The sequence below is a fragment of the Bacteroides sp. OM08-11 genome (assembly GCF_003438665.1).
In the GTDB taxonomy this organism is placed as follows: Bacteria; Bacteroidota; Bacteroidia; order Bacteroidales; family Bacteroidaceae; genus Bacteroides; species Bacteroides cutis.
In genome coordinates this window covers 140,554-165,217 of the sequence record NZ_QSTJ01000001.1, presented here as the reverse complement: position 1 = coordinate 165,217, position 24,664 = coordinate 140,554, and the positions used below count along the sequence as shown (strand labels likewise).

The 24,664-nt window shown below is 39.4% G+C and carries 11 protein-coding genes; 10 read left to right on the top strand and 1 reads right to left on the bottom strand.

The window, feature by feature from the left end:
• Positions 1-283: 283 nt before the first annotated feature.
• The gene (locus tag DXC10_RS00635) at positions 284-4,336 is read right to left on the bottom strand and encodes a two-component regulator propeller domain-containing protein (protein ID WP_117737171.1); all 4,053 of its coding nucleotides are present in this window, start codon (positions 4,334-4,336) and stop codon (positions 284-286) included.
• A 252-nt stretch (positions 4,337-4,588) separates the two neighbouring features.
• On the opposite strand from DXC10_RS00635, the gene DXC10_RS00630 reads away from it, so the two are divergent.
• The 10 genes from DXC10_RS00630 (at position 4,589) to DXC10_RS00585 (ending at position 24,646) form a co-directional block, all read left to right on the top strand.
• Positions 4,589-5,800: a glycoside hydrolase family 88 protein gene (locus DXC10_RS00630; protein ID WP_117737170.1), complete on the top strand. Its 1,212-nt coding sequence runs from the start codon at positions 4,589-4,591 to the stop codon at positions 5,798-5,800.
• A 340-nt stretch (positions 5,801-6,140) separates the two neighbouring features.
• Positions 6,141-9,305: a TonB-dependent receptor gene (locus tag DXC10_RS00625; protein ID WP_233519836.1), complete on the top strand. Its 3,165-nt coding sequence runs from the start codon at positions 6,141-6,143 to the stop codon at positions 9,303-9,305.
• An 18-nt stretch (positions 9,306-9,323) separates the two neighbouring features.
• Positions 9,324-11,156 (top strand): RagB/SusD family nutrient uptake outer membrane protein, encoded by a 1,833-nt coding sequence (locus DXC10_RS00620; RefSeq protein WP_117737169.1) that lies wholly within the window; start codon positions 9,324-9,326, stop codon positions 11,154-11,156.
• Between the two features lie 34 nt (positions 11,157-11,190).
• Positions 11,191-13,953, top strand: coding sequence for a TonB-dependent receptor (locus DXC10_RS00615; protein ID WP_117737168.1), 2,763 nt, complete (start codon positions 11,191-11,193; stop codon positions 13,951-13,953).
• Between the two features lie 22 nt (positions 13,954-13,975).
• Positions 13,976-15,649 carry a RagB/SusD family nutrient uptake outer membrane protein gene (locus DXC10_RS00610; RefSeq protein ID WP_370448195.1) on the top strand — a complete coding sequence of 558 codons (1,674 nt, stop codon included), beginning with the start codon at positions 13,976-13,978 and terminating at the stop codon, positions 15,647-15,649.
• A gap of 260 nt (positions 15,650-15,909) precedes the next feature.
• Positions 15,910-17,457 carry an arylsulfatase gene (locus DXC10_RS00605; protein ID WP_101541820.1) on the top strand — a complete coding sequence of 516 codons (1,548 nt, stop codon included), beginning with the start codon at positions 15,910-15,912 and terminating at the stop codon, positions 17,455-17,457.
• 43 nt (positions 17,458-17,500) lie between these two features.
• Positions 17,501-19,051, top strand: coding sequence for a sulfatase (locus DXC10_RS00600; RefSeq protein ID WP_101541819.1), 1,551 nt, complete (start codon positions 17,501-17,503; stop codon positions 19,049-19,051).
• A 12-nt stretch (positions 19,052-19,063) separates the two neighbouring features.
• Positions 19,064-20,962 carry a heparinase II/III family protein gene (locus DXC10_RS00595; protein WP_101541818.1) on the top strand — a complete coding sequence of 633 codons (1,899 nt, stop codon included), beginning with the start codon at positions 19,064-19,066 and terminating at the stop codon, positions 20,960-20,962.
• A gap of 32 nt (positions 20,963-20,994) precedes the next feature.
• Complete coding sequence (locus DXC10_RS00590) at positions 20,995-22,476, top strand: glycoside hydrolase family 30 beta sandwich domain-containing protein (protein ID WP_101541817.1); 1,482 nt, start codon at positions 20,995-20,997, stop codon at positions 22,474-22,476.
• 100 nt (positions 22,477-22,576) lie between these two features.
• Positions 22,577-24,646: a hypothetical protein gene (locus DXC10_RS00585; protein ID WP_117737167.1), complete on the top strand. Its 2,070-nt coding sequence runs from the start codon at positions 22,577-22,579 to the stop codon at positions 24,644-24,646.
• The last annotated feature ends 18 nt before the right edge of the window (positions 24,647-24,664 follow it).

The following is a 24,664-nucleotide window of genomic DNA, read 5'->3' as shown; positions in this document are numbered from 1 at the left end:
AAACCGCCGTTCCCATTAAAGGAAACTGCCGTTTCTATGAAGGGAAACTGCCGTTTCTTGCAAGTGGAAACGGGCGTTTCTATTGTAGGAAACTGTCGTTTCCTACTTATGGGAAACTGCAAACGATTACTTATCAAGATGAAACAAGTATGGAAAGCTGATTGCCATAATGCGGATAGTGCCAGAATAAAGAAGGTTCGGGTTATTTACCTTCTTTGATGATGGGTATCATGCTCATACACTTTGTGGATGGAATACAGGTTAATCATGGTATTATTATAATTTAAGTTTCTTGTTCGTTGACGCTTTCTTCCTCCTCCTCGGGGGAGTTGGTATCTCCTTTCCGGTAAGCTTGTGGAGTGACGTGGTATCTCTCCTTGAAGCATTTGCTGAAATATTTGGGAACATTGAAACCTACCTGATCGGATATTTCCGCTATATTCAGTTCCATGTTGTTCTTCAGTAAGAATGCCGCACGTCTCAGGCGGAGTGTCATAATGAAATCAGCAGGTGTCTGTCCTGTGATAGCTTTCAATTTGGAGAATAACTTTGTACGGGAAATACTCATCCGAGTTGCCAGCATATCTACATTGAAATTTCCATTCTCCATTTCTTGCTCGATGATCTCCAATATTTTGTCCATGAACTTCTGGTCCATTACATTGTTGGTCAGTATTTGTACGTTTTCTTGTGGCAGTTTACTGAACTTCTCTTGCAACATGATCCGGTTATTTACCAGGTTGTTGCAACGTGACAACAGGATGTTTATGTTGAATGGTTTGGTAATATAATCATCCGCTCCCATTCTCAATCCTTCCAGATTGTGCTCAATGGCAGTTTTAGCTGTCAACAGAACTACAGGTATGTGACAGGTATCAAAGTCGGTTTTTATGGCTTGACAAAGTTCCGTGCCAGACATCTCCGGCATAATGATATCGCTGAGCACGATATTGGGGCTTTCGGATCGTACTTTTTCCAGACCTTCTTTACCATTAGAGGCAGTGATGACAATATAGAATTCTTCGAATATTTTGACCAACATTTCTTTTAGGGAATCATTGTCTTCCACGATAAGGATTTTATATTCGCCTTCTTTTAGTCGGATATCGTTGTTTAAGGTAGCTTGTTCCAATAGTAGGGCTTGCTGGAATTCTGCGTTAAACTCATTAAATTCATTAGAAGTAAATGTATCTTTTGTCTCGCAGATTTGCTCAGATGTGAAATGCTCATTTCCGGTTCTAAGGTGTATGCAGAAGGTAGTTCCTTCTCCCAGTTCACTGGATACTTCAATGCTTCCATGATGCAGTTCGACTATACCTTTAGAGAGCGAAAGACCGATACCCGTACCTACATAGAACAGAGAGTCCAATTGCTCTGTTTGATAGAACCGGGTAAAGATATTGTTGATGTCCTTAGCTGCTATTCCCGAACCATTGTCCGTAACATCGATGAGAACTTCCTGATTCCTTTTTCGGATAGAGATAGAGATTATTCCTCCGGCTTTTGTATGTTTAAAGGCATTGGAGATAAGATTGTTTATTACTTTTTGCATTTGTTTGGTATCGTACCATAGGCTGATATTGTCACTGCTCTTTTCGAAGTTAAACGTAATCTGGCGCTGTACTGCATATTCCTGAAAGAGCAAATAATGCTCATATATAAAATCTACAATATTATGCTCGCTCACTTTAATAGTCATGTAGCCTTGTTCTTGTTTGCGGAAGTCGAGTAACTCTGTGATGAGTTCCCTCAACTGTAAACAGCTTTTGTATACACCCAATATTTTGTTATAAACGTTGGGAGCAAAAGAACGTACTTGCAACAACATTTCCATTTGTCCGATGATGAGTGTAAGCGGAGTGCGGAACTCGTGTGAGATGTTGGTAAAGAAACGTAATTTGGCTTGATTGAGCTTTTCGATATCTTTGGCATGCTTCTTTTCATATTTCAGTGATTCTTGAAGCTGGATGCGGCGGTAGTAGGTACGTATAAGGTAATATACAATACCTATGATACATATAGAATATAACAGGTATGCCCAGATGGTACGATAGAAGGGGGGCAAAATCTCTATTTGTAATCTGCTTGGCGGAACCAGGCTTTCGTTGATATCTTTGGCTTTGACAACTAATGTATATTTGCCGGGGTTCAGGTTGGTATAAGTAATTACATTCTGTTCCAGGCTATTCCATGTATTAGAAAAACCTTCCAGACGGTATATGATTTTGTCTTTGTTGAAAGGTATGTAGTCTGTTGTGGTATACTCGATACTGAATATATTCTGATTGGGTTTAAGAGTTATTTGGGGAGTATAAGTAATGTCTCTGGTCAATATACTGTCTTTATCTCCTACATTGATATCTTTCCCGTTTACGATAAGACGGAATGGATATATGCGGTAAGAACGGGGGGCTTCTTCAAGTTCTTTCTCAAAGAAGGAAATAATTCCGGTAGTTCCTCCGATGAATATTTCTCCTTTTTTGTTTTTATAGAGTGCATTCTCATTAATACAACTTAGAGGTAATTCTTCGTAATTCTTGAATTTCTTTTGTTGGTAATCTAATATGGAGAACCCTTTATCGGTAGTTACAAGCAATCTGTTGGGCGATAATTCACAGATATTGTAGATGATATTACTTGCCAAGTTGTTTTTACTCATATCGAAGTTCTCGAAATCATCCGTTTCCCTGCGATATAAATCCAGCCCGTTTTCATTGGTGCAGAACCATAACCTGTTTTGACTGTCTTCATAGATAGAGTTGATACTGTTACTACTGATACTATGCTCGTTGGCACTTTTATATTTGTAGATTGAGAATTCTTGAGTATTAAAATTGTAAGCGCAAGCTCCATTGTTATTATTGGTTATCCATAAAATACCTTTATGGTCGAGGGTCAATCCAAAGGTAGATATGGTATTGTTGAGTGCCACTTCGTCATGGAACAACGGCTTACATGTTCCGGTTCCGGGATTGAAGAGTCCGATGCCATTGCTGGTTGCCAATATTAATTGCCCTTGATAGGGTAGGATGTCTTCAATAAGATTGGACGGAATAGATGTTTTATCGCCTTTTTTATGTTTATAATTGGTGAAACGGCCGGTTTTTAAATCCAATTTGTTAAGTCCCTCCAAATGAATACCGGTCCACACCACTTTTTGGAGGGAGTCGTAGTAGATTGTTCTTACATTTCCTCGTGTAAAATTGTTGGGAGTATCTTGGCCTATATACCATTGGTAGGTTTGGGTGACCGGATTATATTTATTAATTCCTCCCTTCTCTGTGCCTATCCATAAATTACCCTCGTCATCTTCGGTCATCCGTTTCACGATAGGAGAGCTGAGTCCTTCTTTTTCCTTTGTAGAAGCCTGGTATTCGCGATAAATTTGTTTCTGTGGATTGAAATAGTTAATTCCTCCGGAATATGTCCCTACCCAAATAGTTCCTTGCAAGTCGCAATACAGTCCCCAGATAGAAGAGTTGCTCAGGCTTTTGCTGATTTCTTTTTTTACGTAACGGGTGAATTTTCCGGTTTGTTTGTCATATTTATTGAGTCCGTTGAAAGTTCCTATCCATATATTTCCTTGTTTGTCTTCACAACATCTGTGTACAAAGTTGGAACTGATGGTAGTAGGATTATCCGCTTCATATAAGAAATTGTTGATTTGTTTACCCTGCATACAGTATACGCCATGTCCGGAATTGGCAGTTATCCAATAACAGCCGGAAGAATCTCTGAAGATGTCGGATATATTTCCTTCTTTGATAGGTTGGGTAAGTTCTTTCTGTGAGTTGAGTATATAAAGTCCTTTAGTAGTCCCTATGAAAACAGAATCATTATATATGTATAACCTCTGAATGACGCTACTGTTTTGAGGCATCTTATAGAACAAGTCGAATTTTGTCCCATCGTACTTAAATATTTGGTTTGAAGTGGCGGCATATAGATATTCAGAAAAGAATTCTGCCCGTATACTTTTTTTTATGATAGGGGTAAATTGGCCTTTTTCGATGTCATAAGCAGAAATACCTCTGTTGGTCATGATGTAAACATGCCCGTTCTGATCTCCTGTGATGTGATAAATATCATTATAAAGGATACTGTTCGGGTTGTCTTTCTCTTTTTGATAGATTTTGAAATTTTTTCCATTATATAAGCTGACTCCATTTCGTGTACCGAACCACATAAATCCTCGCTCATCCTGATAAATGGAGATAATAGAATTGTGTGACAATCCGTCATCAGTAGTTAAATGACGGAAGGATATATTTTGTGCGCTACATGCAAGTATGTGTACAAATAGGAGACAGCAGATTAGAAAGAGTCTGTTTTTCATAAATTTTAGGTTATAGAATCAGCATATTAGGATTTGCAAATATAGTTTTTTTGTCGTGAAGAGAAAATCCCAATTGTTTGTAGTTAAGTAGTTTTTTGTTCTTTTTATATGCCATTTTTGTACATTTTACTTTTCAGGGTCTATTTTGTATATTTAGAATTCTCTTAGTGTATAGATATCACCCCCTTCGTGTTTTTTCATTTTTTATTTTTGTTCGGTAAAGTTAGCAAATTAATGGAGTGTTAATTATTTATGGGAAATGATATTTTAACTCGTACATGTATTGGTCTTTTTCTCTTTTCTATGGTTGCTTGTGGAGGAGTTAAAGGACGAAAAGATTTTGTTTCAACGAACATAGAACATGCTGCAGCTCAATATGGCTTACAGGTAGATGCTCTTGAAAAGAATGATAAAATCTTAATCCCCCGTACGGTAAATGCTAAGGGGGATATGGTGTATGCACATCGTGGTTGGGACTGGACCCTAGGTTTCTTTCCCGGAAGCCTTTGGTATTTATATGATCTCACCGGTAATGAATACTGGCAACAGAAGGCAGAGAAATATACCGAATATTTACATAAAGAACAGTATAATACTTCGCATCATGACATCGGTTTTATTATAGGTTGTAGTTTTCTCAACGGGATGCGTATGGGAAGTAGGGAAGAATATAAACCGGTTGTGGTACAGGCTGCCAAATCCCTATCTACCCGTTTTCGTTCTAATGCAGGTATTATCCAGTCTTGGAATGCGGACAAAGGACGTCCGTTAAAGATGGGATGGAAATGCCCGGTGATTATTGATAATTTGATGAATTTGGAACTTTTATTTGAAGCCACCCGGTTGTCCGGAGATTCTACTTATTATAATATAGCTGTTTCACATGCTGACAAAACGTTGGAAAATCATTTCCGTGAGGACGGAAGTTCGTATCATGTGGTAGACTATAATCCGGAGACAGGTGAAGTACTTAAGCGATGTACGGCACAAGGATATTCCGATGAATCGGCATGGGCGCGGGGGCAGGCTTGGGCTATTTATGGGTATACAATGTGCTATCGGTATACACATAGTCCGGTATACTTGAAACAGGCGAAGAAAGTGTATGAGTTTATATTTACCAACTCGAACCTTCCCGAAGATTTGATACCTTACTGGGATTTCGATGCCCTGAATATTCCTAACGAATTGAGGGATGCATCAGCTGCTACTATTATGGCTTCGGCATTGTACGAATTAAGTGTCTTTTCGAATAATAAGGAATATAAAGAGACTGCGGATAAGATAATGGAAACATTGTCTTCTCCGGCTTACCGTGCCGAAATAGGTAAAAACTACTATTTTCTATTGATGCACTCTGTGGGGAGTTTTCCTGATCGTGCGGAGATGGATGTTCCTTTGAGTTATGCCGACTATTATTATTTAGAAGCTTTAAAACGTAAAAGAGATTTTGGAAAACACTAAATGTACTTAATCATGAGAATGTGTTTTTAACCTTTCTTTATTGTATCGAACTCATAGTTGTTCTGCGCTGACCCCATAATTCCTTCTTGTTTATGGTATTTTACGCAGAGCAACTATGTTCTTTTTATATTGGGGATAGGGAGGTTTTCTGATAGGATGGGATATTATTGTCCGTTTATGGAGCTTTTTCGTACACAAATGCCTTGTTGTGAGTTGTGTATAATATGCTACCTTCTTCTGAATGATAGAGGGATTTCAATCTCTAAAATCTATTTAATTTTGTAAACGATTAATAGAACCTTTTTAATAATATATTTTATAATTCTTAAATTTAAAAGAGATGAAAAACTTCTTCTTTCCAATGAAGATACCTCAGAAGCAGGTATGGCTATTGGCGGCGTCTTTGTCGTTTGGGCAAATGGCTTTTCCTATAGGAAATAATGTGTCGGGAGAGGCTTCTGTTGCCAGTTCTATTGTGCAGCAGAATCGCAAAATGGTTACCGGAACAGTGACTGATAGTTACGGACCGGTGATTGGTGCCAGTGTAATTGTAAAGGGAACTACTAATGGAGTTATTACCGATATGGATGGTAACTTTAAACTGGAAGTCCCGGTGGGTGCTACTATCGTTATATCTTATGTAGGATATAACGATAAGGAGATAAAGTATAATGGTGAATCTACCTTGAAGATCGAACTGAATGAAAATGTTCAGGAGTTGCAGGAAGTACAGGTGATAGCATATGGTGCTACCAAGAAAGTGACAGTAACGGGAGCAATGTCGTCTATTACAGCAAAAGATGTACTGAAAAGCCCGGTATCAAGTATTGGTAATGCATTAGCAGGTAAGATGCCTGGTTTGTCTGCTATTCAGACTTCTGGTCAACCTGGCAGTGATGATCCTACAGTATATGTACGTGGTGTGGGCTCATTGAACGAATCCATGTCTCAGCCTTTGTTTTTGGTAGATGGTGTAGAACGTAGTTTCTTCCAACTCGACCCTAATGAAGTGGAAGATATTACGATATTGAAAGATGCTTCTGCAACAGCTGTATTTGGTGTACGTGGTGCTAATGGTGTTATTTTGGTGACGACTAAACGTGGTCAGGAAGGTAAAGCGAAAGTCAGTTTCTCTACTTCATTTGCTTTGCAGACACCGACTCGTCTGCCTGATTTCGCTAACAGCTATGAATATGCCACAGCATATAATAATGCCCAGCTTCACGACGGATATACCGAAAACGAATTGGCATTCAAGCCGGAAGCCATTGAAGGATTCCGTACTCATAGTAACCCGATAGCTTATCCGGATATGGACTGGATGGACTATTTGGTACGTAATACAGCTTTGCAAACGCAACATAACCTGACTATTTCGGGCGGTTCGCAGAAAATACGTTATTTTGCGTCGCTTGGTGTGTTTACTCAAGACGGACTTTTCAATTGTTATCAAAAAAATTATGATGATAATTACAGCTATAATCGTTATAATTATCGTCTGAATTTGGATGTGGATTTGACAAAAACTACACAATTCCGAGTGAATATAGGTGGACGTGTCAATGATAAGCATACTCCGGGTGTAGATGGTGAATCGGGTTTATCAAATATCGAGACTATTTTTCGTGGTATTTATTGGGCAGTTCCATTTTCTGGTTCAGGTATTGTAGATGGAAAATGGGTATGGGCGGATGCACGTAATATTTCCAATTCTTTTGGTGACATGCGTGATGCCATGTATACTTATTACGGACGTGGTTATGATGTGACTTATGGTAATACATTGAATTTCGACTTTTTACTGGAACAAAAACTCGATTTTATTACTAAAGGTTTAAAGGCTCATGTGAAAGGTGCTTATAACAGTTCCGTATCCCTTACCAAGAAAAGACGTGGAAAGACTCCTCATTACGAGCCGTTGATACAATCCGACGGATCAGTAGTGCTTCGTCGTGTAGATGAAGAAACCGTATTGGGGTATGAGGAAGCTATCGGTCGTGGTAAGGACTGGTATGTGGAGGCTGCTTTGAACTATAAACGTGATTTTGGTAAACATCATGTTTCGGGACTTGTAATGTATAATCAGTCCATCACTTATTATCCTAACGGTCCTTCTGAGTTCTTGTCAATCCCGAGAAGTTATATCGGTTTGGTGGGACGTGCCACGTACGACTATAATACTCGTTATATGTTCGATGTAAATGTGGGTTATAATGGATCGGAAAACTTCGCTCCGGGCAAACGTTTCGGCTTGTTCCCTGCGTTTTCTGTAGGTTGGATAATATCAGAAGAGAGCTTCATGCAACCGGTAAAATCTTTTATGGACTACTTGAAAGTACGTGCTTCTTATGGTATCGTAGGTAATGACCGCGTGAATGACAATTCCCGTTTCCTCTATCTGCCGGACGTATATAATGCTTCCAATGGTGGTTTTTATTTCGGTAGTGGCAGTTCCATCACTACAGGAGCTAACGAAGCAAAAAAAGGAAATCCCAATGTGACTTGGGAAACAGCCGCTAAACAAAACTATGGTATTGATGCTTATTTCTTTAACAGTAAATTGAAAGTAAATTTTGACTATTTCATTGAGCACCGCCGTGACATTCTGACTTCTCGTGGAACTGATCCCGGTTATTTGGCTGTGACGCTTCCTACCGCTAATATTGGTAAGGTTGACAATAAGGGATATGAAATCAACGTAAATTGGAGAGATAATATAAACAAATTGAAATATAATATTGGTTTTAATATCTCACGTACCAAGAACAAGATTGTCTATATGGACGAGGTGACTTATCCGTATGCTTATATGCAACGTACCGGTAAATCTGTTGGTCAATATTTTGGTCGTAAGTTTGCTGGTTACTTCTCCGAGGAGGATGTGGCACGTTATGCTACCGAAGGACATGGAGGTATTCCCGACCACGGCATTACTCCCAAACCCGGCGATGTGATGTATATGGACTTGAATGATGACAAGAAGATAGACCAGAATGATATCACTGCTATTGGTAATACTAATTATCCGCAGTTATCATATGGTATTAATTATGGTATTTCTTATAAAGGATTTGATATCAGCATGACCTGGGCTGGTGCTGCCAAAACTTCGCGTATGTTGGACGACGTTTTCCGTTATCCTTTCGGACAGACTAACCAACGTTCGCTGATGAAATACTTTGTTACCGATACTTGGACACAGAAGGGTGATGCAGCCAAATATCCTGCTATCTCGTTTGTGAACAGAAGTAATAATTACTATGACTCCGATTTGTGGTTACGAGATGCGTCTTACTTACGTTTGAAAAACGTGGAAGTGGGTTACAGTTTCCCAAAGAAGACTTTGGATAAGATGCATTTAGGTAGTTTACGTGTGTATGCTACCGGCTATAATCTGCTTACATTCGATAAATTGGACGTGATAGATCCGGAATCGAAATCTGCTGCAAGAGCCAATTATCCGTTAGTGATGGTTGTCAACTTTGGTTTGAAAGTAGGTTTTTAATTTTAAAAATATAATGATATGAAATCACTTACAAGATATTTTCAAGGATTGATGTTGGGTACTTTATTAGCTACCACAATATCATGCGAGGACTTTGCGCTGGGTGAGAAATTCCTTCAGAAGCCGCCCAGCTCGGATGTCACTATTGATACCATCTTTTCTACGGCGGTATATGCACGTCGGGTATTGTGGAATAGTTATGGTAATTTGCCATATGCTTTTTGGGCAAGCAACAGTTATGGTTTCTCTACCAATATGTGGTTTGGCATTCAAGAAGATTTGACGGATTTATGTAATTCCGCTTTAACTTGGGATGGTCCTAATAAAGTTTATTACAGTGGTGCTTACAATGCCGGTTCGGAAGAAGCATCCGGTGGAGATGGAGGTACTAAATATGGTTTTACCCGGCGTAACAGTTGGAAAAGTATCCGTATGGCTTGGGTGTTTATAGAGAATGTAGACCGTGTACCTGATATGGATGAAGTTGAAAAGTCGCGTTTGAAAGCTGAAGCTAAAATCGTGATTGCTACTCAATATGCCGAAATGCTTCGTCATTTTGGTGGTCTGCCCATTGTAGACCGTGCTATTTCCGCAGAAGACGGTTTGGGATTTCCTGCTCGTGGTACTTTGCAGGAGACGGTGGATTTTATAGTGAAGTTATTGGATGAGGCTATTGCTTGCAAAGAACTTCCTTGGTATGTCACTGAAGATGAATCCGATAACTGGAGTGGCCGCCTGACCCGTGCTTCTGCTATGGGTTTGAAAGTACGTGTACTTTTGTTTGCAGCAAGTCCATTGTTTAATAATGATACGCCCTATTATGTGGGTGAAGCTTCCGAAAAATTGATGACATGGTTTGGGGGATATGATCAAAAGCGTTGGGAAGATGCTGCAAAAGCAGGTGAAGAATTCTTTAAGGCTTTGAATAAGGAAGGTTTTTATGGATTGGTGAAAGCAGGAGAGCCACGTATGGCGTTCCGCGACGCTTATTATACACGAGGCACTACAGAATCATTAATTTCTGTACGTCGCCATTATAAGACTAGTAATATTGGTGGTATCATGCAGAGTGCACGTTGGGGTGCTTGGGGAGTTACCAAGGAATACTTCGATATGTTTCCTATGGCAGATGGAAGTGATTTCGACTGGAATAATCAAGAACATACTAAGAACCCGTTTATGAATCGTGATCCTCGCATGTGTGAAACTATTTTGTTGGATGGTGACAAGTTTGGTAGCGGTGTCGTTGCTATATATCGACAATATTCGAAAGATAAGACCAATTATCCGAAAGGCGAACATTATAATAATAAAAGTGTCAGTCTGGATGATAAAGGTCTTACCACTAACGGTTTAACAGCCCGTAAATTTTTGCTTGATCGTCAAGGAGAATGGAGTGGACGTGTCATTCAATGGCCGTTATTGCGTTTGGCTGAAGTTTACCTCTCGTATGCCGAAGCATTGAATGAATGTAATCGTACTGATGAGGCTTATTCTTACATTAATGCGGTGAGAAATCGTGTTGGTTTAGGTAATTTGAAAACAGGTTTAAGTAAGGAAGAATTCCGTGAAGCGGTACTTCGTGAACGTGCTTGTGAATTTGGTTTTGAGGAAGTTCGTTTCTATGATCTTATTCGCTGGAAGCGTGAGGCAGATTTCACAAAGCATCTGCATGGCATTTATTTCTATAAACATAAGAAAACAGGAGAATATTTGTTTGAATTTCCACAACTGAAAGAAAGAGCTTGGCAGAAAGTCGGTGGCTTTTCTCCGAAGTGGTATCTGAGTGCATTCCCTCCCAAAGAGGTGAACAAAGGTTATGGATTGGTCCAAAATCCGGGTTGGGAATAACATAAATTATTATTGAATAAATCATACTATCCTTATGGAAAAGAGTATAAAGCTAATCATTGCAGGGCTGCTGTGTTCTTCCATTGCGGCGGCTCAGGTAGCAGACAGCATACAACATTACGGACGAGGAATCTCGTTCAACAAAAAGGAAGCGACTATCGCCGGTGGCATGGCAACCGCTGATAAACTGAGCCATCGTACCAGTACGGTAGCTTCCAACGCTTTGTTTGGACTGATTCCCGGTCTTCAGGTTCTACAAAATGGAGGAAATGAGTGGGAAAATGGTACTACACTTTATGTACGTGGTGTCGGTACTACCAGTAATAAGAGTCCGTTAATATTGATTGACGGTTATGAACGTAGTATTGATAATCTTGCTGTGCAGGATATTGAATCTGTCAGTGTATTGAAAGATGCCGCTTCACTGGCACTGTATGGTATACGTGGTGCCAATGGTGTGGTTCTTGTCACTACCAAACGTGGTCATGTGGGGAAACCGGTTATTACTTTTGATTATGAATTTAAGATGGGTACTCCGTACCGTTTACCTAAATTTGTGGATGGCTATACTTATGCACAGGCCATGAATGAAGGTTTGAAGAACGATGGTATTACGACCCCTCGTTATAGCCAACGTGAGTTGGACGCTTTTCGTAATCAGACTTATCCGGAGTTCTATCCTAATGTAGATTGGATGGATGAAGCACTTCGCGATCATAGTTTCGGTAATAATGTGAATTTCTCTCTTCGTGGAGGTGGTGATGTCGTACAGTATTTTACTCAGCTGAATTACCTGAACGACAAAGGTATTTTACAGCCTACCGAAGAGAATGAAGGATATTCTACACAGTTCAAATATTCCAAATTGAACTTCTTGACTAATCTTGATATCAAGTTAGGAAATACCACGAAATTGCAACTTAACATGCGTGGTAATTTTGCGGAAGATAATCGTCCTTATACTACGACCGCTGACATTTTCGATATGTTGTACAAAGTTCCAGCGGGTGCTATGCCTATTAAGACTTCTAATGGCCGATGGGGTGCAACTTCTATTTATGGCAGTAATCCGATAGCAATGATTTCCGATACAGGCTATGAACGCGGACAGACCCGTAACCTCTATGCAGACATCAATTTTGTACAGGATTTAAGTTTCATTACTAAAGGTTTGTCTGCTACTGCACGTTTGGGTTTTGATAATGAAGCACGGTATTGGGAACGTAACCAGCATAAGTATGCAACTGAACAGGCTACTATGGGTTGGGATGGTGAAAAAAACTCTTATAAGAAGTTGACTGAAGAAACAGCTTTGGATTTCAGTAGTAGTATCAAGGATGTAGTTCGTCGTCTGACTATCAATGCGCAGGTCAATTATGACCGTACTTGGGGTACTGATCATAAGTTGAACGCTACTGTACTTTATAGTATGGACAAGATGATGAAGCGTGGTCAGAATGCAGGTAGAGCCTTTATGGATATTGTGGGGCATGCTCATTATACCTATAAAAATCGTTATTTGTTGGACTTCTCTTTGACGGGTTCTGCATCCAGTATTCTTGATCCGGATGACCGTTGGGGTGTTTTCCCGTCAATAGGTGCAGGTTGGATTCTTTCAGAAGAAAATGCTTTCAAGGCTGATTGGTTGAATATGTTGAAACTTCGTGCTTCGTATGGTATTGCGGGACGTGCTGACTATGGTGTACAGCTTTTCCGTGGTTCATATAGTGGTGGTGGCAGCTATTATTTCGGTGAAACACCGGCTTCTATCGGTGGTATGAAAGAATCTCGTCTTGCGGTAGATGGGCTGACTTATGAAAAATCACACAAATTGAATGTGGGTATTGATTTCATGGCATGGAACCGCCTTTCTTTATCGGTAGATGGTTATTATGACCATCGTACAGATATTTTAGTAGACGGCGATGGCGCTCTTTCCTCCGTACTGGGTATTGCAGCTCCTGATATAAATAGCGGTATTGTGAATAGTTATGGTGTGGAAGTTGCAGCTAATTGGAATGATAAAATAGGAAATGTTACTTATCAGTTGGGCGGTCAATTCAGTTTCAATCGTAATGAAATTAAAGAGATGAATGAGGTGTATCGTCCGTATGATTATCTGAAACGTACCGGACACTCTGTAAGTCAATATTTTGGTTATGAAGTGGAAGGTATTTACCAAAGCTGGGATGATATTGAAAACCGTGAAGTGAAACAGATATTGGATGAGGTTCGTCCCGGTGACTTGAAATTCAAAGACCAGAATGGTGATAAGGTGATTGACGAGTATGACCAGGTTGCATTGGGTTATAACAATGTATGTCCGGAAATTTATTATGGTTTCAATCTTGGTGCCGAATATAAGGGATTGGGATTTACCGCTTTGTTCCAAGGAATTGCCAATTATAGTCAAATGCTTGATACACGCAGTATTTATCGTCCGTTGGTGAGTAATAATACCGTTTCTCAACATTATTATGATAATCGTTGGACTGAAAGTAATCCCAATGGTAAGTATCCACGTCTCACTTATAATGGTTCCAAGAACAACTATAATACCAATTCTTTATGGGTAGCTGATGCTTCATATCTGAAGTTACGTACGTTGGAGGTGTATTATAATTTGCCACAGAAATGGGTGAATAAGTTGCCTGGTGTGAATTACATGAGGCTGTTCGCTCGTGGACATGATTTATTCAGCATTGACAAAATGGACGGTGTGATAGATCCTGAAATGACAGGTACCGGTCATCCGTTGATGACTCAATATACATTTGGCGTTAATTTACGTTTCTAATAATTTAAGCGAAATGAAACTTATGAAATTAAAACATATAGCATTACTTATGTCGGTCTGCATCTTGGGCGGATGCGACTTCATGGACTGCGATGAGTCAAACGACTACCAAAAGGAAGACATCTTTACAAGCTTTGAACGTTCTAAAAAGATGGTAACCAATATTTACAGTTATTTGCCTCAAGATTTTTGTAATACGGAAGGTGCTATGCAGGATGCGGCTACAGATGATGCCGTACATGTGTACAAATCCTCAGCCATTCATTATTTTGTAAATGGTACTTGGTCGGCTAATAGACTGGTTGATGATGTATGGAGTCAATACTATAAGGCTATTCGTGCAGCTAATCTCTATCTGAAGGAAGCTGACGGACAAACTTTCGAAGATTGGGAAAATGCCGAAAAGTATAAGGATATGATGAAGGAATTCAATAATTTTCCTTATGAAGTACGTTTTCTCCGTGCGTTTTATTATTTTGAATTGATTAAGCGTTATCATGATGTGCCGTTGGTTACTACTGTTCTTACTCAGGACGAGGTGAACAACCTGGAACGTGAGAGTTGTGACAAGGTGGCAGATTTCATCATAAAAGAGCTTACAGAGATTACTGCTGAGGATAAATTACCTATTACCTATACAGAAGGTTTTGCCAGTAAAGATATTGGCCGTATCACCCGGGGAGCTGCCTTGGCATTGAAGTCCAGAGTGACGCTTTATATGGCGAGTCCTCTCTATTCAGGCGATAATGCCGAGAAATGGAAAAAAGCCGCATCCGCTGCTTACGAAATCATTGGTAATGTTTCTGAGTTGGGTTATAAATTGGTGGATGATCTTACTACTCAGTTCCGTAAAGTGAACAATACATGCGCCGAAGTGATATTAGCCCGTGGTGTAGGTGAAACGGGAGATTTTGAAAAAGCAAACTTTCCTATGGGAGTAGAGGGTGGAAAAACCTCTACTTGTCCCACACAGAATTTAGTAGATGCTTTCGAAATGAAGGATGGATCCAAGTTTGATTGGAATAATCCTACTATGGCAGCTAATCCTTACAATAACCGTGATCCGCGTTTGGCAAGAACAGTAGCTTACAATAATATGAATTGGTGTGGCGCTCCTCTTCAGATATGGGAAGGTGGTGCCAATGGACTTCCTTTGACCAATGCTACCACTACAGGATATTATCTATATAAATATCTTAACCCAAATATTAGTTTTGTATCAGGTTCCACTACTACTAAAGCGCAACATAACTGGGTATTGTTCCGTTATGCTGAAATCTTGTTGAATTATGCGGAAGCAATGGTAAATGCTTTTGGAAATCCTGATTATAAGGATGCAGATTATCCAATGACGGCTCGCGAAGCGGTGAATATGGTGCGTGCACGTGGCAAGGTAGAAATGCCTCCTTATCCTGCTGGTATGACAAAAGCTGATTTCATAGAACGTTTGAAGAACGAACGTCGTGTGGAGCTAGCTTTTGAGGGACATCGTTTTTGGGATGTACGTCGTTGGAAGGATTTGGATAAAACTGCTGATATCTATGGTGTAAAAATCATTAAGAATGAAGCTGAGAAATTTGAATATACTAAGTTCCTGATGGAAACCAGAACCATTACAGATAACTTGTATTTCTATCCGATTTCTAATACAGAGAAATATAAAAATCCTAATTTGGGACAGAATCCTGGTTGGTAATAGTTCTTTGAATAGTATAGATAGGTAAGTAAGTTTGTTTTTGGGATATTAAAACAATATGTATGTTACACAGACCTACGCTACTTTTATGGAGCGTAGGGGCTGTGTAATTAGTTTATAGCATACACTTTTGTACAAATACCTCCACCTTTAGTACAAGTCGGGTTAAAAATCTGATTCGTATTCTTTTATAATACATTTTGTGGATATATTTGCAATGTGATGTTTATACCTTAAATAACCAATCAATAATATCAAAGATGAAAAACCAGTATGTAACTTTAGCTTTACTTTGTCCGGTCATCTTTTCAAGTTTACCAATTAGTGCAAAGGATACGAAAGGTAAGGTCGCTGATCGTGAGAAACCCAATGTTATCATTATTTACGCTGATGATTTGGGATATGGTGATTTGCAATGTTATGGTGCAAAAAATGTAGAAACGCCTAATGTCAATCGTCTGGCAACCGAGGGCATCCGTTTTACCAATGCACATGCGGTAGCTGCAACCAGTACTCCCTCACGGTATTCTCTGCTCACGGGAGAATATGCATGGCGTCGTCCGGATACAGATATTGCTGCCGGTAATGCGGGGATGATTATACGTCCCGAACAATATACTATGGCAGATATGTTTAAACATGCCGGATATGTTACTTGCGCCATTGGGAAATGGCATTTGGGGTTAGGAGACAAAACAGCAATGCAAGACTGGAACGCACCGCTCCCAGCCGCTTTAGAAGATTTAGGATTTGATTATCATTATATCATGGCTGCCACTGCCGATCGTGTCCCTTGTGTATTCATAGAGAATGGTAAAGTGGCTAATTATGATCCTGCAGCTCCTATTGAAGTCAGTTATATCCGCAATTTTCCCGGTGAACCGACCGGTAAAAGCCATCCGGAATTACTTTATAATTTGAAACCGAGTCATGGACATGACATGTCCATTGTAAATGGTATCAGTCGTATTGGCTATATGAAGGGGGGTGGTAAAGCTTTATGGAAAGATGAGAACATTGCTGATAGTATTACTACACATGCCATCGATTTTATTCGGTCGCATAAAGATGAACCGTTCTTCATGTATTTTGCTACCAATGATATTCATGTTCCTCGTTTTCCACACGAACGCTTCCGTGGTAAGAGCGGTATGGGATTGCGTGGCGATGCAATCGTGCAGTTTGATTGGGCGGTAGGACAGATTATGGATGTACTGGATAAACTGGGATTAGCGGAAAATACTTTAATTATTTTGTCTAGTGATAATGGACCGGTAGTTGATGACGGTTATGATGATAAGGCAGAAGAATTGTTGAACGGTCATAGTCCTGCTGGACCGTGGAGAGGGAATAAATACAGTGCTTTTGAGGGTGGTACGGCTGTTCCGGTTATTGTCCGCTGGCCTAAACAAATCAGGAAAAATGCAGAGTCGGATGTGTTGATGTCACAGATAGACTGGATGGCTTCTTTGGGGGCTATGATCGATGCACGGATGCCGAAAGGTAGTGCACCGGATAGTGAAAATCGTTTAGGTAATTTGTTGGGTACAGATATGACAGACCGTCCGTGGGTACTGGAATTAGCTGCTAATCATGTATTGTCTGTACGCAATAAAGACTGGAAATATATTGAGCCGAATGATGGACCTGCCATGATTACCTGGGGACCGAAAATAGAAACTGGTAATTTAAGTGTTCCTCAACTTTATGAAATGAATAAAGTGACAGAGAAAGAAAACGTTGCTTCTCAATACCCTGATAAGGTTTTTGAATTACAGAATGTTCTTCGCAGAGTACGTCTAAAGTAAAAGGAATGATGTAAAATAGTCTTTGTTTTAAATTAAAATAGAAATGAAACCAATTTTATACAAACTTATTTGTAGTTTTCCTGTAACTCTTTTTGCAGGAATAGGTACACAGGTCTTTGGACAGGAACAAAGACCGAACTTAGTCTATATTTTTCCTGACCAATATCGGTTGAATGCGTTGAGTATATGGAGTGATCCGGCATATCGTAATGTTCTGAATACGATAGGTGATCCGGTTCATACTCCTAATTTGGATAGACTGGCAAAGCAGAGTGTTATTTTTAATCGGGCGTGTAGTACTTGTCCGTTGAGTAGCCCTCATCGTGCTATGCTGATGACAGGCGCATTCCCGGAGAAGAATGGAGTACCGGGTAATTGCCATGTGAACAACCAAAACGGTATTCCCGATAGCTTGGTTTGTTTTACTGATGTACTTGCGGAAGCTGGCTATGAAACGGCTTATGTGGGAAAAACGCATTGGCATCGTACGGAGGCCTTGTTTGACAAGGAGAATAATTATGTGGGTACAACTGAAGCGCCTGGCGGACATTGTGTGTATCCATACGATACCTATATTCCTGAAGGAAGAGGGCGTAAGAGTAATAAGTACTGGTTTCAGCAATTGAAAGATAATCATTTTAATGCTACTGCTTATTCCAATCGTCCGGAACTGGTGGGTGGAAAGAAAGATGGTGAGTCGTTCCGTTATCGCCGATTTACTCCAGAGGTTGAAGCGGATGTAGTGATAGGTTATCTGCGGAATAAACAAGGACAGCGAGACGCTTCCAAGCCTTTCAGCTTATTCTGGAGTCTGAATCCGCCTCATACTCCTTATCATAGACTTACGGATTGTAAGGAAGAGGTGTTTGATCAATATTATAAAGATTTGAAACCGGAAGAAGTGTTGTTACGTCCTAATGTGAAGTTTGGCGAGGGTACACAAGTGAAAAACTTGGAGCAACTGACATTTCAGGCAAAAATATATTTCTCTTTGGTGAAGAGTGTGGATGATGAGATAGGCCGGGTATTGAAAGTTTTGGATGAAGAAGGATTGACGGATAATACCATCTTGATATTCGCCGCAGATCATGGGGAAATGATGGGTAGCCACGGACGTATGGCGAAGAGTGTGATTTATGATGAATCGTTTTCTATTCCGTTCTTTATACGTTATCCCGGTCAACTGAAACCGGGAGTGAACGATCTGATGTTGGGTGCTACGGATATTATGCCTACTTTGCTGGGGATGATGAACCTTGAAGACAGGCTTCCCGAAACGGTGAAGGGAAAAGATTATTCACAAGGTATTCTTACAGGTAAATATAAAACGGTGAAGAAACCTGTTTCTCAGTTTTTCTATCAGCAGAAGGAGAAAGGTGTACGTACTGACCGCTACTCGTATTTGGTGACAAAGGATGGAAATTATCAACTTTTTGACAATCTGAAGGATCCTTATCAGATGCATTCTTTGAAAATAGAGGAAATTCCGTCGAATCAGGCAAAGTTACTGAAAAAGGAGCTTGGAAACTGGTTGAAGGTATCGGAGGATGGCTGGGCCAAGGAGCGGAAATTTCCGGATAAGATAATTTATTAAATAAATGATACCATGAGAAAATTAATATTATTGATTTTTACACTTTTGTGTGGCGCTTCCACATTTGCTTATACAGAACGTAACTTGCTTCAGAAGCAAGCAGATCTGAACTACTTAAAGGATGTGTTGGTTTTGAATCAACAATGGGTAACATATCCCGATTACTCCGATCGTGATGGTTGGGATGCATTCTTAGGAACGTTTAAAGATGATTATATCCGCCGGGGAGAAAAATTACTCGATTATCAATGGCAGGTAGTGAAGGCCACTGATTATCTCGCTTTTGAACGTACCGGTGATCGCTCGATAATGGAAAAACCTTTTGGAGCAAATAATAATGCCATTGCCAGTCTGTTGATGGCGGAACTTGCAGAAGGAAAAGGAAGATTTATTGATCAGTTAATAAATGGTGTATTCCATACTTGTGAAATGACTTCATGGGCTCCTGCCGCTCATCTCGTTATACAGCCTTCTTCCCGTTCGTTACCTACCTACGATTATCATGTGATTGATCTTGTCTCTGGAGATCTTGGTGGATCATTGTCGTGGGTTTACTATTTTATGCGTGATTCATTCGATAAAGTGAACCCGGAGATCTCACGTCGATTACGCCATGAGTTACAAATCCGTATTCTTGATCCTTACATGAACAATGATTCGTTTTGGTGGATGGCACGTAATTATAAAGGGCGTATGCTTAATAACTGGAATCCTTGGTGTAACAGTAATGTCCTGATGTGTTTTATGCTTCTTGAAAATAATCGAGATACGCTGGCCAAGGCTGTATATTTGACAATGGAATCGGTAGATAAATTCCTGAACTACATCAAGGCCGACGGTGCCTGTGAAGAAGGTCCGTCTTACTGGGGACATGCTGCCGGAAAGACGTTGGATTATTTGGAACTTCTTTCTGATATTACCGGAGGAAAGATTAGTATCTTTCGGGAACCAATGATAAAAAATATGGGTGAGTATATTTCCCGCTCTTATGTGGGAAACGGTTGGGTAGTGAATTTTGCTGATGCTTCAGCCCGTGGTGGTGGCGATGCATATCTTATCTATCGTTTCGGTAAAGACGTAGGAAGTGATGAATTAAAAAGTTTTGCCGCTTTGATGCGTAAATCACCTTCGTTACCTTCGAATGGCAGAGACATTTTCCGTACCTTGGCTTCCATAGCCATTGCCAAAGAATTACAACGGGAGGAAGCTGGTCATGAGAACCGTACTTTCACTTGGTATCCTGAAACTGAGTTTTGTTATCTTTCTACTAAAGAGGGGCTATTCCTTGCAACTAAGGGAGGGCATAATGGCGAAAGCCATAATCATAATGACGTAGGTACTTGCTCGGTATGGTTCAATCAGACCCCGATATTGATAGATGCCGGAGTAGGAACTTATACCCGACAGACATTTAGTGGAGAGCGTTATTCTATTTGGACGATGCAGAGTAATTATCACAACCTGCCTATGATAAACGGAATTCCCCAAAAGAACGGAAAAAACTATAAAGCGACTGGCGTAAAAGCTTCTAAGAATAGTTTCTGCGCTGATATAGCAGCTGCTTATCCCAAGGAAGCAAAAGTAAAAAAGTGGATACGTTCTTACAAAGTAAAAGGTAATCAAGTTCAAATCAATGATGTGTTTGATTTGGAAGAAGCGGTCGCTCCCAACATCATTAATTTCATGACATGGGGAAAAGTAGACAATTCAGAAAAAGGTAAAGTTTATATTCAGGTAAATGATGTGAAAGCCCAATTATTGTATGATGCAAATAAGTTTGAATTGGATGTTGAACCAAAAGAACTGACTGATTTAAAATTGTCGAATGTATGGGGAAAAACTATTTACCGGTTATCATTCAAAGCAAAACAACAATCTGATAAAGGTAACTATACGTTTACGATAAAATAACTACCTTAGATTATTACTAAATAAAAACACTTATGAAAATAAATTTAAAGAAATTATGTGTGTTGGGAAGTCTTCTAGTGGAATTCTCCGGCGTATATGCTCAATCTTTTACATGGATTAGCAGTACAGATAATGATGTTTGGAAAGAGACTAAAACCAAATTACAAGCCAGTAGTCCAAATACGCCTTTATTGTCGGTAAATGGTACTGAGAATATCCAAGTATTCAAGAAGTGGGGAACTTGTTTTAATGAATTAGGCTGGGACGCTCTCAATATGTTACCTCTTGAAGAACAGGATGTAATTTTAAATAATCTGTTTTCTCCGGATGGAGATTTACGTTTTTCCATGGGACGTATTCCAATGAATGCCAACGATTATGCCCGTGACTGGTATAGTTGCGATGAAGTACCTGGTGATTTTCAGTTGAAATATTTCAATATCAATCGTGATAAAACAACACTAATACCTTATATAAAAAGAGTACAACAAGTTAATTCCAATATTACTTTTTGGGCTTCTCCTTGGTCACCTCCTTCGTGGATGAAAGTTAATCATTACTATTCCGTGAGAAGTAATGCTGAAGTAAACCAATTGCCGGCTAAGCATGAGATAGCTCTTTATGAAGGTACTGACAACGTGAATAAGAAGTTTTATCCCAAGCAAGTAGCAGTCAATGATTATTTTATTCAAGATCCCCGCTATTTGCAAGCCTATGCCAATTACTTTTGTAAATTCGTATCTGCTTATCAAGAAGAAGGAGTTACTATTTCCCGCGTGATGTTCCAAAATGAACCGTGGGCCTATTCTATTTATCCGGCTTGTGCATGGACTCCTGAGGGTATTATTCGTTTCAATGTGGAATATTTTGCACCGACCATGAAGAAACATCATCCCAATGTTCAAGTTTATTTGGGGACGCTTAATACAAATCGTATTGAACTGGTGGATAAGGTTCTTTCCGATCCTCGTATGAAAGATACCGTTGAGGGTATCGGTTTTCAATGGTGGGGAGGACAAATTCTTCCTGAAATTCGTAAAAAGTATCCAAATTATAAATATATGCAAACTGAAAACGAATGTGGTTCTGGTACATTTGATTGGAAGGCAGCAGAGCATACTTTTAATTTAATCAATCACTATTTAGGAAATGGTTGTGAGGAATATACTTTTTGGAATGCTATTCTCTGTGATGCAGGAACAAGTGGTTGGGGTTGGAAACAGAATGCATTAATCCGTGTAGACTCGAAGACAGGTTCTGCGATCTACACTCCGGAATATTATGCAGTGAAACATTTTAGCAACAAGGTGGTTGCGGGAACCAAAGTATTGCATTATAAGGAAAAAGGTGAAGATAAACTACCTGTTATTATATTCCTTACACCGGAGAATAAATATTTGGTGGTAGCCGGTAATTTCAATGATGAACCAAAGAGTTTGACTCTGCAATTGGGTGATAAGTATTTAGATGTAACTTTAAAAGCACACTCTTTCAATACGTTTAGTATGAAATAATTTTCTACATTTGTAGACGAATTTTGTTAATACATAATTATCGACAAATAAGGTTTTAAGGGGAAATAAAAAATTAAAGCCTAAAGTAATTAAGAATATTATGAAAAAGAAAGGAGCAATTTTGTTTCAGGGCATCTGTACCCTCCTAATTTTGTTTACCTTTATAGGTAGAACACAAGCACAAATTTACACTGTAGAAAATCGGTATATTGCACGTACACTTCAAGTGTCCGATGGGGTATTGTCTACTAAGGTTCTTTTAAATAAAGAAGCTGGGACTAAATTGCTTCCTATTAATTGTGATGAGTTTCTGTTACATCTAACCTTATTGGACCATACGGAAAAGGTATTGTCCAATAAGGATTTTAAGGTTATTTCGGTTTCTACATATACAAATCCGGTATATTCTCAAAGTAAAGGATATAAATTTCTGTTACAGGATAAGAAAAATAATATATCATTAATTGTTTGTTATGAATTAGCTAAGGAGGATACTTATTGCCGAAAACATATTGAGATTAATTCTGGGCAAGATATAATTTTGAAAAAAATAGATGTAGAGGCTATATCTTTTAAAGATGCTTACCAGAACTATACTCTCAAACAACTTACTGCTAAGGGGCCTTCTCAATGGAAGCCGGGATTGGGACAGCCGGTTTATACTACCCGGACTGCTACTTTCTGGGGAATTGAGTTTCCTGCTTCACGCAATGAGGTAAACAAGCAAAAGGTAACGTGTGGGTATTTGTCAGGAAAATCCATAAAAAAAGGTGAACTTTATATCTCTTACAATAGTGTAGTTGGTGTCAGTGATGATCCACAATTTATGGATGATGCTTTCTACTCTTACATTGACAAAATCAGAAAACGTCCTTTTCGGTTACAAATTCAATATAACAGTTGGTTTGACTATTCTAAAAGGGTGGCTAAAGAAAACTTTATCCGTAGTGTGGCTATTGTCAATGATGAGTTGGTGGTAAAAAGACATTGCCAACCTCTCAATGCTTATATCATTGATGACGGTTGGGAGGATGTTAGTAAGAATGCAGATTGGTCGGACAAAGTATGGACTATCAATGATAAGTTTCAGCCGGACTTCTCCGATTGTTTCCGAGCAGTGAGGCAGAGGAACTCCAAACTGGGTGTATGGTTAAGCCCGGGTTGTCTTTTTGGAGCACAACCCATCATTCCACGGATGAAGGATTTTGGTTACAAAGCGCTTTCTATGGGAATGTCTATGACGGATAAGAAATATATGCAGAAATTGGAAGAACGCATATTAGAGTTGGCAAAAATGGGTATATCTTATTTTAAGTTTGACGGTATATTCGGACATCTCAATATACGTGATTTTGATATCAACGATAATCCATTTCCATCGTCTAATGATGTAAGATTGAATGAGGCGCGCTTCGATGTGCAAAAAGAACAATACCTTGTTGACGGAACCGAACAGCTTATGCAAATATTCAATAAATTGCATGAAGTCAATCCTGAAATATTCATCGCTATAACTAATGGGGCTTATCTCAGTCCTTGGTGGTTACAATATGTTGATATTGTTTGGCTTATCAATGCCGGTGATGCCGCCAAAGGCGATGACCGTACTGGCGAATTGGTTTATCGTGACCGTATCTATCATCAGATATGGGAGGAAGAAAATACGAAATTTCCGATGAACGCTATCTTCAATCATGAACCGAAGAAAACGACATCCAATGAAGAACCTGAGGTTTTCAGAGACTATCTGTTTATGAATTTGAGTCGTGGAACAGGTTTTGTGGAGTTGTATATTAAAACCGACAGCCTTTCTTCTATAGACTGGGATATTTTGGCAGATGGATTGAAATGGGTTCGTCAAGTATATCCAGCTTTTAAACATGTACGTATGCATGGGGGAGTACCGCAAAAAGGGGAAGTATATGGATATACTGCTTGGACTGATAATCGAGGATATCTTTCTATTCATAATCCTTCGGACCGACCACAGATATATCATATAACGTTAGATCGAAAATTGGGTTTAAATCCTCAAAAACGAGGTAAATATCAGGTTAGTTCACCAGTAGTTAATTTGCCTGATAATTTAGCTAAAGAGTATAAGTATGGCGAAACCATTTCTTTGGCTCTTGCTCCGAAAGAGGTAATTCTTCTTGATTTTATACGTTAAACGAAGAAATGTTAAAAC